Annotated in this window: 11 protein-coding genes; 10 read left to right on the forward strand and 1 reads right to left on the reverse strand. The window is 44.7% G+C overall.

Going from position 1 to position 15,418, the window contains the following annotated elements; genetic code table 11:
* The first annotated feature begins 183 nt into the window (after positions 1–183).
* The 10 genes from CA267_RS16990 (at position 184) to CA267_RS17035 (ending at position 14,212) form a co-directional block, all read left to right on the forward strand.
* Entirely contained in the window at positions 184–543 is a 360-nt protein-coding gene (locus tag CA267_RS16990; protein ID WP_075609681.1) for a DUF2750 domain-containing protein, read from the forward strand.
* Between the two features lie 144 nt (positions 544–687).
* Positions 688–951 (forward strand): DUF2789 family protein, encoded by a 264-nt coding sequence (locus CA267_RS16995; RefSeq protein WP_075609680.1) that lies wholly within the window; start codon positions 688–690, stop codon positions 949–951.
* A gap of 401 nt (positions 952–1,352) precedes the next feature.
* A complete protein-coding gene (locus CA267_RS17000) occupies positions 1,353–3,521 on the forward strand; it encodes a S46 family peptidase (protein WP_075609679.1) in 2,169 nt (722 codons plus the stop codon).
* Positions 3,522–3,856: 335 nt separating this feature from the next.
* Positions 3,857–5,161 carry a ribonuclease J gene (locus CA267_RS17005; RefSeq protein ID WP_083638478.1) on the forward strand — a complete coding sequence of 435 codons (1,305 nt, stop codon included), beginning with the start codon at positions 3,857–3,859 and terminating at the stop codon, positions 5,159–5,161.
* Between the two features lie 344 nt (positions 5,162–5,505).
* A complete protein-coding gene (locus tag CA267_RS17010; protein WP_075609678.1) occupies positions 5,506–5,706 on the forward strand; it encodes a hypothetical protein in 201 nt (66 codons plus the stop codon).
* Complete coding sequence (locus CA267_RS17015; protein WP_075609677.1) at positions 5,706–6,209, forward strand: hypothetical protein; 504 nt, start codon at positions 5,706–5,708, stop codon at positions 6,207–6,209. The genes CA267_RS17010 and CA267_RS17015 overlap by 1 nt, the downstream gene beginning before the upstream one ends.
* A 44-nt stretch (positions 6,210–6,253) precedes the next feature.
* A complete protein-coding gene (locus tag CA267_RS17020) occupies positions 6,254–6,748 on the forward strand; it encodes a hypothetical protein (protein WP_075609676.1) in 495 nt (164 codons plus the stop codon).
* A gap of 128 nt (positions 6,749–6,876) precedes the next feature.
* Positions 6,877–11,154 carry an EAL domain-containing protein gene (locus CA267_RS17025; protein ID WP_232367569.1) on the forward strand — a complete coding sequence of 1,426 codons (4,278 nt, stop codon included), beginning with the start codon at positions 6,877–6,879 and terminating at the stop codon, positions 11,152–11,154.
* 230 nt (positions 11,155–11,384) lie between these two features.
* Positions 11,385–13,058, forward strand: a complete 1,674-nt coding sequence (locus tag CA267_RS17030; protein ID WP_075609675.1) for an AMP-binding protein — start codon at positions 11,385–11,387, stop codon at positions 13,056–13,058.
* A 119-nt stretch (positions 13,059–13,177) separates the two neighbouring features.
* Positions 13,178–14,212, forward strand: a complete 1,035-nt coding sequence (locus CA267_RS17035; protein ID WP_075609674.1) for an alpha/beta hydrolase — start codon at positions 13,178–13,180, stop codon at positions 14,210–14,212.
* A 510-nt stretch (positions 14,213–14,722) separates the two neighbouring features.
* Here CA267_RS17035 and CA267_RS17040 read toward each other — a convergent pair.
* Complete coding sequence (locus tag CA267_RS17040) at positions 14,723–15,376, reverse strand: dUTP diphosphatase (protein ID WP_075609673.1); 654 nt, start codon at positions 15,374–15,376, stop codon at positions 14,723–14,725.
* Positions 15,377–15,418 lie beyond the last annotated feature (42 nt).

The following is a 15,418-nucleotide window of genomic DNA, read 5'->3' on the forward strand; positions in this document are numbered from 1 at the left end:
CTTTCGCCGCTAATCTTGCTTTGCTCAATGACCGGGGGAAGGCGGATTAGTATAATAGCGCCCATTATTTCGATACTTATGATCTACCGCCAGCAAGTCCTACTAACTATATTCGTATATTATAGAATAGTGACGAGCAAATGGTGGTTCGTCTTGTCCATTTATTCACAACGAGGTTTCACTATGTCCTTAGATACGCATCCTTTGATTTCTGCAAATGCAGAACGCCGCCTAAACGATACCATCGCACTTATTCGGGAGAACAAAGCAATCTGGATATTAAAAGATGAAGATGGCTGCGTTATGCTGACGGCCGATGACGAAGACGGTGTGCCGGTGTGGCCCGATGCTGAGTTAGCAAAGCTCTGGGCCACTGAGGACTGGTCTCACTGTGAACCCATGGCTATTTCTTATGACGATTGGTTGAAAAAGTGGACGCCAGGACTGATACAAGATGATCTTATGCTTATGATTTGTCCTGTTCCCGGAGAAGATGGCGAGGTCTATCCGCCGGAAGAATTTGCAGATCGTTTATTAGCGTAAGTCAAAGGCGGCAGCGGAGCTTTGGGTTCTGGCAACGTCAAAATACATCTGCCTGGCCATATTTATTTGAGCAATACCTATGACTGATCTTTGCTTTGCAGGGGCACGTTTAAGGTATTAATTGATATAGCTAAGGAGAGACGTATGGTTGTACAGCATCCCAGTATGCAGGATTTGTTCATGCAGCTTGGTTTAGACTCTAGTGAGGAAAAGATAGAAGAATTTATCGCGAAACACCGCGGCGTTCACGATAGTCGCCATCTGGAAGACGCTCCTTTTTGGAATGAAGCGCAAGCCGAATTTATACAGAACGCCTATGTTGCAGATGCTGAGTGGGTGGTCGTTATCGATAAGCTTAATGTGCGGCTGCACCAGGATAAGGAAAACTACGACTCACGTGCTTCGTAGTTCCCAGCAAAGCTTTAGCGAGAAGGCGATACTTTTAATTGTGAGTGAAGGTTTGCCAGCCGAAGGTCTGGAGCAGGATGCTCCGGTGAAGCCACTAGGGCTGACTTAGCGCGGTATGGAATTTCGGGATCCAGGGGATGAACTTTCGCTCATGCGTTTAGCTTGGCAAAGCCAGGAAAGCTATCTGTTTTAACGTTTTCCTTTATTCTTCTAGATAGCAAACGATACCGACGCTTCGCGACCGCAAACCCGCTTATCTGAAAAAGGCATTTGTATGCGGTTCATCTGCTGGCAATATTTTTTCACAGCTGTCACGTCTGTTTAGGCATTGGTGTTGTGCGCAGGTTCAAAAAATGTGTAACATCTCGCTGTACATAATAAAAACGTAAAAAGGAAATTTAATGTCACGCATATTGTTTGCTTGTGCTTCTACTGCACTGTTGCTTGTAGGTACCAACGTAATGGCAAAAGAAGGAATGTTTACTCCAGAGCAATTACCTCAAATAGCCGAAGATTTGAAAGCTACTGGATTAAATATACCGCCAGAGCGTTTGAGCGATCTTACGGCTTTTCCTATGGGCGCCATTGTTTCATTAGGCGGTTGCTCCGCGTCGTTTGTTTCGCCGAAAGGTTTAGCTGTAACTAACCATCACTGCGCACGAGGCTCTGTGCAGTACAATAGTACGCCAGAGCACAACTATCTGGAAAATGGCTTTCTGGCGAAAACCATGAATGAAGAATTACCGGCTGCGCCTGGCACGAGAATGTGGGTGACGGTAGCATTCTCCGATGTTACCGAGCAGGTGCTCGGCGAGCTGGACAACGACATGTCCGGACGAGAGCGGTATGACGCCATCGAACAGAAGCAAAAAACACTCATCGCTGAATGTGAAGCCGAAGAAGGCTATCGCTGCTCCGTACCGGCATTTTTTGAGGGGCTTGAATATAAACTGATTAAACAAATGGAAATCCGAGATGTGCGTATTGCTTACGCGCCCGCTGATTCCATAGGGAAGTACGGTGGGGATATAGATAACTGGATGTGGCCACGTCATACTGGCGATTTTTCTTTTTACCGCGCTTATGTAGGACCAGACGGTAAACCAGCAGATTTCAGTAAAGATAACGTGCCATATCAGCCAAAACACATGTTGAAGGTTTCTGCCGCCGGTTTGAACGAAGGGGACTTCGTAATGGCAGTGGGATATCCGGGTTCTACAAATCGTTACGCTCGCCTGGCAACGGTAGACTATACCTTTGGCTGGATGTATCCAACTTATGTCGATTTAATTTCCACTTGGATAGACACCATTGAAGACGCCGCCCCAGAAGGGAGCGAAGCGCGAATCAAGTACGAGTCAACTTTGGCCGGGCTGAATAACTTTTTGAAAAATACCGAAGGGCAGCTAGCGGGAGCAAAGCGGGTTGGCTTAGTTGAGCGGCGGGAAAAGCGCGAAAAATCGCTGAATCAATGGCTGCAAAATGCTGGAAATAAGCCGGATCTCCTTGATGCCATTAGCGCGTTAGATGATGTGTCGGCGCAACAAGCGACGAAAAGTAAGCAGAATTTCTGGTATAACAATATTACGCGCTCCCAATTACTTGCTGCTGCACAGACGTTGTATCGTAATGCGATTGAGCAGGCCAAACCTGATGCTGAACGAGAACCTGGGTTTCAGGAGCGTGATAGCTCTCGCCTTGAGCAAAGTATGCAGCGGATCGATCGCCGTTATGATGCCAAAGTTGATAAAGCCGTGTGGCAGAAATTTATCAATATGTACCGTGAGCAACCAGCTACAGCACATATCGATGCTTTTGATGAAGCGCTGGGGTTAAGCGGCAAAAACGATGACAGCTCTTTAGATGCAACGCTGACGTCTTTTTATGAAAATACTCAGTTAGATGAAGCTAAATATCGTCTATCCCTGTTATCTGCTAATAAAGAGGAACTTGAAGCCAGTAATGATCCCTTCATAAAACTGGCAGTGGCGTTATACCCTACCGAAATGAAAATAGAAAATGACGCCAAAGCCCTGGCCGGTAGAGCTGCCGCGCTGCAACCTAAGTATATGAGGGCAATTATCGATTGGCAGAAAGCGCAGAATAGTCTGGCTTATCCAGATGCCAACAGTACTTTGCGAGTCACTTACGGCACCGTGCTTGGCGGAAAGCCGAAAGATGGTCTCATTTATGAACCCTTTACCCGGCTTGAGGGAATTCTCAAAAAGGACACCGCCACGGAGCCATTCAATTCACCTGCCAAGCAATTAAGACTGATTGAGGATAAGAAGTACGGCCCTTATCAACTGGAAAGCATTGGTAGCGTACCGGTTAACTTTCTTACTGATTTAGATTCCACTGGCGGAAATTCTGGTTCCGCGACCTTAAACGCTGATGCGGAATTGGTGGGACTGCTGTTCGATGGCACTTTTGAGAGCGTAAACTCCGACTGGGATTTCGACCCCAAAACCACTCGTACTATTCATGTGGATACCCGTTACATGCTGTGGGTAATGCAATATGTGGATAACGCGCAAAACCTCATTGATGAAATGACAATTGTAAAGTGAGTTCACGCGAATTAAGGGCGCGTTAGTCCGCGCCCTTAATTCGATCTCCTTGAAAAGCTTTCCGTGATATTGCGATCGGAGTTAATCAGGGCAGTGCGGATGATCGGTGACTCAAATTGCCATTGTAAATGAGTAACAAGAGGCGAGTATGACACTAGGAGATGACTAAAATCGAAAGTTAGCTGGTAGACGCGCGCGGGTAAGTAAATTTGTTGCAGGCAGGGTTATGGTTTTGCGGTTGGGAGGTCACTATTTCAAGTTCGGATACGTCACATTTGGTTCCTGGGGATGAGGACCTATGGTTTCTGCCACTGGGAGGAACCGGAGAAATCGGTATGAACCTCAACCTGTACGGGCACGCCGGGCACTGGTTGATGGTCGATTGTGGGGTATCATTTGATGAGCCGTTAGTACCACCTCATAAACCTGGCTCTCAAAGCAGTGATCGATACGAGGTAGTAGCACCAGATCCTGGTTTTATTGTTCAGCAAAGGGAGCGGCTATGCGGAATGGTAATAACGCATGCCCATGAAGACCATGTGGGCGCGGTACCCTATTTATGGCAGCGTTTTCGCTGCCCGATTTATACCACTGCTTTCACCGCTGAAGTGCTGCGCCGGAAATTGGCGCAGGTAGGCCTTAGTGCCAAGGTGCCAATTATCGAAGTATCTAGTGCTGCTGTATGTCAAATCGGGCCTTTCAGTGTTAGCTGGCTCGCCATGACTCACTCTATTCCTGAACCTTATGCGTTGTTCATTGAAACGTTGGCTGGCAATGTATTACACACTGCGGATTGGAAAATCGATGCCCAGCCTGTTACTGGCAAAGCGTTTAATCCAAAGCTGTATCAACAACTCGCGAAGCGGAATGTTTTGGCAATGGTAGGAGATTCAACCAATGCTAACAAGCCGGGTTTTTCTATTTCAGAAAGAAGTTGCTATGACGGACTATTAGCTACCATAAAACCTAAGAAGGGTCGGGTAGTGGTAAGCTGCTTTGGAAGCAATATCGCCCGTTTATTATCTTTAGCCAAAGTGGCCGAAAAAACAGGCCGGTACATGGCACTGTTTGGGCGTTCTCTGTTAAATATGTATAGTATCGCTCGCTATCTGGAAATCTGGCCTGATACTCTAAAGGTTGTTGATTCTGCGCATATCGGTTATTTACCTCCCGAAGAAGTGTTAGTGGTAGCAACTGGCAGTCAGGGGGAGCCACGAGCCGCGTTACACCGGCTTGCAACAGACAATCATCCGCATCTTGCGCTTGCAAAGGGTGATACGGTAATTTTTTCCAGTATCGTTATACCTGGCAACGAAAAAGCGGTCGAAGCGCTTATGACCAGGTTTAACAGCAGTGGCATTATAACTGTGCAAAGTGAAGAAAGTGACTTGCCCATCCATGCCAGCGGGCATCCTTATGCCGAAGAATTACGCCTTATGTTTTCATGGGTAAAGCCGCAGATAGCCATACCTGTACATGGTGAGCGAGAGCATCTGCTAGCGCATGCTGAAATAGCGAAATCAAGCGGGGTGCGTAAAAACTACGTCGGAGAAAACGGAGATTTATATCGTTTAGCCCCGCAAGCCGGAATTCGCCGTGGTGTGGTAAAAACGGGTCGAGTGCCTATTCGTCAATCTTAAAAATTCTTGTTAGCCGCATCAGTTCGCAAGTTATTGTCTTAACGGGCAGAGCGTAGCTTTGAAAATAGCGAACGATTTCCCTGGCGTGGCTGTACTGCGTCCTGTGGTTCATCCGTCGTGGTTCATCTGTACATATTCTGTAGCCACCGCAGTGATGCAGTGCTTCTTTGTCAGCTGACAGCAGGGCGCGGGCCGAATAAAAATCAAGCTATGCAAATTGGTATCAAATCATCAGCCAGGTAATCGAAAAAAACCTTCACGTAAACGAACCTTCTGTCGATAAAGCATTAGTAGTACTTCAATGATGAAGCAATATTCTAAAACCAACTATCAAAGGAACTATCATGAAAAAGATCATTAAAATTGCAGTAGTCTCAGTTATCGGGTTATTATCAACAACCGTAGCGGCAGCGCAGCTTGATAGAGGAGCTTCGGCAAGCTTTGTAGAAAATATTTGCGCCACTGTCCCTCTGCTTTGTAGTATGACTACCAATGGTAATGGCAGTGGTAATGAACTACCGAAGCCCGGAGATAAAAGGAAATAATGGCAGATATTCTCAATATCGTACCATCGACAACGCTGCTCTATTTAGCAGCGTTGTTTGTTTATACCTTATGTGTAAAAAAATTAACGGCTTTTTCCTTTATATTTGTTGGAGTGCTTATTCTTGAAATCCTACACGTAGGATTAGAGTTTTACTTATATAGCAGTAATGAATATAGCAGCTACTATGAATTAGTTTACTACTCCTGGTATATTGGATTCGCTGCAACAGACTTTTTATTTATTTGGGTTGCTTGTTTATGGAGCAGAAAGGCGCAAGTTCCTTTTGATACGATTAGTAAAGTTGTTTTATGGCTTCATGGTTTTATGGGAGTTATTCAAATCGTACGCCTTGTTGAAAGAAGTTATATCGACAGCTATTTAATGTCTTTGATGTATAGTAATAGTATCGTATTGATTAACATGATTATCGCTCTACTGCTTATTGGTTTTGTAGCGAAAGTAATATTAGAAAATTTACGTCAAAGTTTCCGATCCCTCTAGCAGTTACTGGAAAACGTCGCTATCCATTCTCTTTAAAAAATATTATGTCCTTTGATATATCACCGATAACCATTATCAACCTTACATGTCTTATTGTCTATTCTGCCGTTGTTCGACGCTTAACGAGCTTCACTTACGTGATGGTGGGCATTATTGCTATTGAGGCTCTACATCAAGCTCTTACCTTAACATTAATGCCTTTGGCTAACAGCGAACATCATAATTATCTAATTTTCTCATTATGGTACTTAGGTTTCGCGTTTTCGGATTTTCTTTGTGTGGGTCTGGTGATACTGGGAGTGAAATATTCCCGCCAAAAAATGGAACGAGCATCGAAGTTTATTTTAGGGCTACTAATTGCCTTTGGGGTATTCCAAGTGGTGCGTTACATCGAGCGATTGCTCATAGATTCGGAATTTATGGGATACGTGTACGCTTACGTTATAGTGGCTATGAATTATTTTGTATCTTTAATTTTAGTTATATATATCGGTAAGTGTATATATGAGCGAATAATCAATGATAGTTCCTATGGCTGATAATAATGGTTAAAATGCGCAGGTTGCATCACGGTATGCTTTTCGTTCAATCGTTATTACGGAGGATGATGTTTACAAGAAAGAATCTTAGGCGTTTTTCATGCCTTACGTAGTATGAGGATACCCCTGTGGCCTTAAAACAATATAAAAACAAATCATGGCTACTGCAGGGGACAAACGTGCTTTTGCAGCGCATGGTTTTCTTTTTCTCGGTGCTGGTATGCTGCTTCAGCAGCATTTCTTTTGCCGATCCTCTTGTTCAGGATCCCAACTTCACTTATCTGTCTACGCGGCAAGGCCTCAGCCAGGACACAGTCAACGACATTCTCGTGGATAGAACCGGCTTTGTGTGGATTGCCACCGAAGGCGGCCTGGATCGCTGGGATGGATATCGATACGACCATATCGCTGGTCCTGATCAGGTATTTACCAATGCCAGCATCACCAAACTATTCATGGATAGCCACGGTAACCTTTGGATCAGCACGTATAGCTCAGGCATCTTCCGCTACAATTTAAACACCAATACTATTCAAAATGTTCTCTCTGCCCCGTTTAAATACGAGCCTGAGTGGATCCAATCGGCAGCGTCCTTTCAAGAGGAAGACTCTGGCAACGTCATTATTGCAATCGATCAAAAAGTCTATCGTTATAATGTGCGGGATAATACCGCCACAGTGATTTTTGAACTTCCTGACGCAATGATAAAGGAAGGAAACTATATTCGCATGGCACTCGTTGTTGATGAAACAATGTTACTGGCGACAGAACGCGCGTTACTGGCGGTAAATTTTCGAGATCCGGAAAGCCAACCGGAAGCGGTAGATTATCTTGGCGGATCACTTCCTAACCGCGACAAACGAGATTCTAAATATCTCTTTATCGATGAGAAGCGCAATTTTTTTGTGGGCACCGTTGAAGGGTTGTACGTGACGCCCCTGGATAATTTACTCGCGAGTTTAAAGAAGCCTGGATCGACTGCGCGATTCAAAGAGGTAGTGCCGTACCGCAATATCTGGGAAATTACTCAAGGCGCAGGAAACAACCTATGGCTTGGAACTGATATAGGCCTGATGTCTTTAAAGCAAAACGAGCAGGGGCAATGGGAGTCGGCCCATGTTTTGGAACCCAATAATGGCAAAGATGAGCTGGCGAAAAAAGATATAAAAGCAGTTACCGTTGATAAGACTAATAACCTTTGGTTAGGTAGCTCTTATGGTGGCGCCCTTTATTGGTCTGCTAACAGCCTTTCTATTTTTACTGTTCAGAACAATTACCGTCGTCAAGATGATGTGCTGAGCAACAATACTATATGGAGCATATATCAAAGTGATCCGCAAACGTTATGGCTGGGGACCGACAATGGGCTAACTAAGTACCGACAGGATTCTAACACGTCTGAGCTTTTCTTAATGTCTTCCGGTGTCAAAGCTGCCAGAACGGATACCACCATTGAAAAAGTTTTTAAAGGCAGCGGCAATACCTTGATTCTGCAAACGTTGGACGGGTTACGTTTGTTTGACATTAAGACCAGTAAAACGCAGGTTTTACCGGTTAATGACATCCAACAACAAAGCGAACTTGAAAAGTGGACTGGCGCAGCAGCGATGGATTCAAAAGGTAGATTATTTTTCATTGGCGATAAAAGCTTCTATCGTTACGACACTTCCAGCCAAGAACTGATCGAGCTGAACTTTGATGAACCCACTGTTAATGTGCCATTTTCATACGGATTTATTGCTGCTCCCGACTTTTATAACGGCAGTGTATTTTTGTCTATGTTGGACGGCCTTTGGTTAGTTGATGAGGATACTTTCAAACTAACACTCGTATATCGGTATCCTCCCGAACAACGAAATAACGCCGTGGCTGTTACCTCATTGGTTGTCGATCGGGAGCGAAATATACTGTGGCTAGGGTTTCCACGATTTGGTTTGCTGGGTCTGGATGCGACGACATTTGAGTTAAAACATCATTTTCATAAAGACAATCTCCTTTCCACCAATATCGTCTATTCGTTGCAGCAGGATAAACAAGGCTTTTTATGGTTTAGCTCACATAGCGGGTTGCACCGTTTTTCGCCGGATACTAAGCAAGTTAGTAACTTTATCTATGGTCAGGATCTGGAAGTTTCAGAATTTAATGAGGATGCCGTACTTGAACTAGATGACGGCAGACTGGCTTATGGCTCCACAAACGGGCTAATAATTTTTGATCCAGAGAAAATTGCAGCAGAAGCGGACCGAAATCGTTTTACCCCGACCATGGCAATTAGTTCCGTAGAACTGGATTCCCGCAAGCTCAACACTCCTATGATAAATTTATCGGGAAAGCATTTTGAGCTACAGCATGATGACTTTGGCGTTTCCATCCATTTCTCATCTTTGTTCATGAGCCAGTACCATGATGAAGTTTACCGTTACAACTTGTCACGGGGGAACGACATAATTAGCGAAGCAAAGACCAAAGACAACAATGTTATTTTTGCTTTCCTGGCACCAGGAACCTACCGATTTGAAGTCAGTCCTGCGGTGCAGCAATTTGATTATACGGTGATGCCAGCCGCCATTACTTTCACGATTCCCTACCCGCCGATGCGCTCGCCGCTAGCATATAGTATTTACGTAGGCGCAATTTTGCTAACGCTTCTTTTGTATTTTTATCATCGTCAGCGTCAGCTTAATCGGCTGCATCAAGCGCAGCATCAAGTGCGTTTGTTTGGTGACGCATTTAAGCAGACCCGGGATTGGGTAATAATTTTTGATGCCAACATGGTTCCCGTTGCCGCAAACCCGGCATGCAAGCATGTGTTTGGGATTGAACCCGATCAACATCTGGATCGCCAGCTAAATCGTCTTTATCAGCGTTTTCCCAAACTGCAACGCCAGTTATCCGGCAGGTTATCAAATTTACGTGCGGGAGAGTTCTGGAAAAATGAAGATGTTATCGAAGGCGCCGACGGACGTCGCTACGATGTTCTGGTTGATATCACTGCCATTACAGAAGATAAAAACAGCGCCAAGGTTGATCATTATCTCGTAGTTATTTCTGATATCAGCGAACAGAAGAATGCTGAGCGAAAACTGTTGAAAATCGCTAATTACGATAGCCTGACCGGGCTGGTCAACAGGAGCCTGTTACTTGATAGGCTTGAGCATGCGATAGCAAACGCCAGTCACCATAATACTAAAGTGGCAGTGCTGTTTGTAGATTTAGATCGTTTCAAAGGAATAAACGATTCTCTCGGACACGATTATGGTGACAAACTACTTAGGATTATTGGGAGCCGCATGGCAAATCTTGCTTCCAGTAATGATACCGTCGCCCGCTTAGGTGGTGATGAATTTGTACTGGTTATGGAAGAGGTGGAAAATTCAGATGCGTTAAGCTCTTTTGTCGGTAGACTGATTGAAGCGGTAGAAACTCCTGTAGCACTTGGCAATGAAGTACTTCGCGTGTCATGCAGTGTGGGAGTATCGTTTTACCCTGATGATGCCAGTGTACCGGCTGAATTATTAAAGCAAGCTGATGTGGCAATGTACACGGCGAAGAAAGATACCTTAAACGGGTTTACTTACTACACCAGTGAAATGAATGAGCGTGCTAAAAAACGTCTGCATCTTGAAAATCAGGTTAAAACTGCTTTTCAGGAAGACTGTTTTCATAATCATTATCAGCCAATTGTCAACGTAAAAACAGGGCGAATGGAAGGCGTTGAATTGTTGTTGCGCTGCAAACTCAATGACGAAACGCTTTTCCCTAATGATTTCATTCCCATTCTCGAACAACTGCGTTACATCATTGAAGTAACGCGCGTAGCTTTAAATAAAGCCGTAGAAGATCTCACTCAATGGTATCAGAAAGGTTATCGTGGTTATGTGTCCGTTAATCTTTCTGCACTTCACTTTAAAACCGAATTTGATGTAGACGGTATTTTATCTCAGCTAACTGAAGCCAGTTTACCTATCAGCGCCTTGCGATTTGAAATTACAGAGGGCGTGCTGATGGATGATACCGACAACGCGCTTTACCAAATACAGCGTTTTATTGATGCAGGATTTGTCCTGGCCCTTGACGACTTTGGCACCGGCTACTCATCATTAAGCTACCTAAAAAAGTTTCCGCTGCAGGTACTTAAAATAGATAAAAGCTTTGTCGATGATCTTCAGCCTGGACACCATAGTGATGCGCTGGTATTAACCACAATCAGGCTGGCCGCAAGTTTAAATATGGTAAGTGTCGCCGAGGGAGTTGAGACCTATGCACAAGCAAAATATCTTGCCCAAAAAGGATGTTATTGCCAACAAGGCTATTACTATTCTAAACCGATTGAAGCTGACAGGATTCTTTCCTTGCTTGATAAGAAATGGCCAGTATTAGCAGTAACGGACGTTAAGAATCTCTAGCCCACGCCTATTGTCACACCGACAGTACAAAACCTTCTGATCAGTATTGACGCTGCACCAGACGCGCTTGCTCAGGCAATACTAAAACGATGTGCGGCTTCCCCCGTCATTTCGCGAGAGCGCTCACGCTATATAATTATCCTAATTCGCAATGTTGTGGAATAGTATAACTACAATAATGTAAACTTTATGTTAATGTTAAGGCGCGCTAGTTAAGAGGCTCAGCAGTTATGCCACTGGATCCCACACTTATCACGAATCACCCCGTTATGTCCCCACTTACCATGCTTTATCAGTGGGAGGCAAGCCAGGGCGAATCGGTATACTTAACCCAGCCGGTTAGCGGCAACTATGAAACATACACCTGGAAAAACGTGGCGAATCTTGCTCGCAGAGTGGCTGCGCGCCTTCAAGACCTGCAGTTAGAGCCAGGTAGTCGCATCGGTATTTTTTCAAAAAATTGTGCAGAGTGGTTTATAGCAGATCTTGGGATTATGATGGCTGGCCATGTGTCGGTGCCAATTTTTTCCACTGCTGGTGAACAGACTATTCAATACATTCTGCAACATGCTAACGTTAAACTGCTTTTTGTGGGAAAACTTGACGATGCAGACAAGCAAATTGCTGCTATCCCCGAAGGTTTACCAACCGTGGCGTTTCCCTATCCGGGCGCTGGTGAAGGCACAGCGTGGTCAGATTTTATAGATTGTGCGCCTATTGAGGGATCTCCTGCGCCTGATATACATCAGGTAATGACAATTATCTACACCTCTGGTAGTACCGGACGTCCTAAAGGCGTAGTGCATACTTTTAAATCAGTGTGCTGGGCTGCACAAAATGCCATGATCACATTGGCGCTTAATCGGGATGACAGATTATTAAGCTATTTACCGTTGGCTCATATTACCGAACGAGTGCTGGTGGAACTTGCCAGCTTGTATGCCGGTGGACATATTTATTTTGTTGAGTCCCTGGAAACCTTTCATCGCGATATCCACACTTGTGAGCCAACACTATTTATTTCTGTTCCGCGGTTATGGACGAAATTTCAGCTGGGGATTCTGGCGAAAATCCCCCAGAAAAAACTCGATATTTTATTGAAGATCCCTCTGCTTAATCAACTGGTAGCCAGCAAGATTCGGCGCGGCTTAAGCTTACAATGTACCAGACTATGGGCAAGTGGTTCGGCACCTTTAGCACCTGCAATAACCGAATGGTTCCATAAAATTGGAATTCATATTTCTGAAGGGTGGGGAATGACAGAAAACAGCGCATACGGCACTGCCAGCGTACCTTTCAGGAAAGACAAGATTGGCACAATAGGAAAAGCTTACGAGGGCGTAGATATTCGCATTGCTGAGAATGGTGAAATTCAGGTGAAATCGCCCTGTAACATGCATTCATATTATCTTGAACCGGAAAAAACGGCTGAAGTGTTAACCGCTGATGGCTACTTAAAAACCGGTGACAAGGGGGAGATGGACAGCGAAGGGTATATTCGCATTACCGGCAGATTAAAAGATATTTTTAAGACTGCCAAAGGTAAATATGTTGCACCTGCCCCCATAGAAGCGAAGCTAATGGAAAATCCATTTGTTGAGCAGGTTTGCGTGTCAGGTACCAATTTGCCTCAGCCGGTGGCTCTGGTGGTGTTAAGTAAAGAGGCGTATCAGCATGATCTTCAATCTGTGGGAAGCAGTCTTCTGGAGACGTTTAACAACGTTAATGCGGCGCTGGAAAGTCATCAGGTGCTTGACAGGTTATTAGTGATGGAGCAGGAGTGGACTATTGAAAATGATCTGCTGACGCCTACGCTAAAAGTGAAACGGCACGTACTGGAAGCCAGATTTGAAACCGTTATTCAGGAAAATTATCGAGATAAACTGGTATGGATAAACCGATAATGCGGTTTAACGTTTGAACCCATAATTATCTATTGAGCATCCGGTCAATTTGCCATTGCACAATAGTTGCTCCTGCAAATATTCTGAGACTGTAAATTATTAAAAGGACATTAGAAACTATGAAAATTAATTCGCGCTTAGTGTCAATGGCGTTGCTGATTTTTCTGCAAGGCGCTATTTCAAGTACTGCTCTGGCCGATTCCGTTAAGGTTTTCGAAGATGTTGAATGGGCGAAACCAGACGGACACGCGTTGACCATGGATATTTATCAGCCTGAAGGATTGCAGAATAAACGACCGGTAATCGTGTTGTTCCATGGGGGTGGATGGTTAATTAATTCAAACGCTATTATGGAACAAACCTCCAAATACCTCGCCGAACATGGTCAATATGTGGTAGCCAACGTTAACTATCGGTTGTTAGGTGACAGTAATAATTCTGTCCATATGAATGATATCATCGAAGATGCTTTAGGTGCCGTGCTGTGGGTTAAGGCAAATATTGAAAGATACCATGGTGATCCGACGCAAGTTGCCGTAACCGGCGATAGTGCAGGTGGGCATCTGGCTGCCATGGTAGTTACTGGTGGGGATATGCTGGGCAACGAAGGCTTTACCGCGGATAAAAGGGAGTTTGTGCCGACATGGCTACCACCTGGCAAGTCCGCCAGCGATGTAATGAATAACGGCGGAGTGACGGTGCAGGGCGCTGTTGTTAGCTATGGTGCATTTAATCTCAAGGCTGCCTCAGAGAATGGCTTTGAAAGTGACAAGAATATTTTCTGGCAAATGGGCAAAGCCACCGCCCGAGGCATTTTTGGCAACAAGATTACCGTTGCTGCCAACCCCTCATGGTATGAAGCGGTTTCACCAATATTTTTGATTCCCAACGCCGATAGCAAAAAGCTGCCGCCACAGTTTGTTTATGTCGGCGCGCTGGACAAAACTACACCTCCTGAAGCGGTAAAAGCGTACGCGGATGCTTTGGAAAAAGCCGGCCAGCCTGTCATGTATCGCGTATATCCCGATAGAAATCACGCCTTTTTGGATAACGGATGTAACGCTTTTTTGGACGTGTGCTTCGACAAACACGCGCCAGAAGTGCTTGATGACGCAATACAGTTTTTGAAGCAGCGAGTGTTTCGGGCTGACTAATAACGCAGCGGTAGATCAAAGCAACCGCATGAGTGAGCGAAAATCCATCAACTGTGAAAATATAAAAAAGTTTCTTATCCGAAACGCCGTAAAATCGTCCCTGATGGCTCTGCTGGAGCATCCATGTTCCAGAAGTTCGGCTAAGAAACTATCACTTATTGTTTAAAGAATATTCGCGTTCTCGCTCTGAGCGGTAGATAACATTTATCTACCTTCTCTTTTTTCAGAAGTTACACTATTGGCAATTATTGTTGATCATTTAGCAAGTGCTAAGGGCTTGAACGAAACATCGTTAAGTGAATGTCGTGGTGCTTTTGTAATTGGAGTAACGCGAGGCAAGAAGTTTCAACCTCGCCCTATGAGGAACGCACCAGCAGCTAATGCTGTACGTGTCACTCATAGGATGGGAGCCGCCATGGGATGATGCAACATTGCACCTTGTTTGTTAACCCCTGACTTAGTATAAGTTCCTAAACTGGTTCAACGGTGAACAAACGCAAAACGAGATTGTTACTGAGGATATCGCGCTTTTAATCCTTGATAGACACTCTCACTGTAATTATCGTCATGAATATTAAGCGCAGATAATACTTCCACCAGATGCTGATTATCTTCCTGCCCATTCCATACTTTACAATAAGTGCCCGCTTTGTAACCGTGATCCTGGCGGAAAAAGTTCAAGACATTCTTGCCTACATATTGGCGATATAATTCTTCACTATCCATATCGCATTCTGTAACAATGTGCATAAACAAGGGAACGGAGAAGCGTTTTGCGGCACATAATCCTGCCATTAGCTCAAGATTATCCAAAAGATTCATGTTTTCAGGCAAATACTCCTGCCCATCAAACTGAACGGTAGTCTTTGCTTGAGCCAGCTGAGAAGCAAGGGCGGTGGCTGTAGCAGCAATATCGCCCTGATGCTGAATAATGCTGTCAGAAAGCGCAAAGTGCCATATATCTACCAGTTCCATCTGAAGCTGGGGCAAATCTTTATTTTGTGCCTTCCACCATTTCCAGCCATGATGTTCAATAGCTTCGACTGATTCCACCATCGCTGCCCGCAAATAGGCGTAGCCTGCAGTTAACCATTTGGGGTTAACTTTTGTGTTCATTTTATTTTGCAGTGCCAGCATAGTGGCCAATTGTTGTTGGGTAAGCATATTCGAATCCTGTTTTCGAGATACGCCGATTGTATCGGATGA

Origin of the sequence: Alteromonas pelagimontana (assembly GCF_002499975.2) — a bacterium.
GTDB lineage: Bacteria > Pseudomonadota > Gammaproteobacteria > Enterobacterales > Alteromonadaceae > Alteromonas > Alteromonas pelagimontana.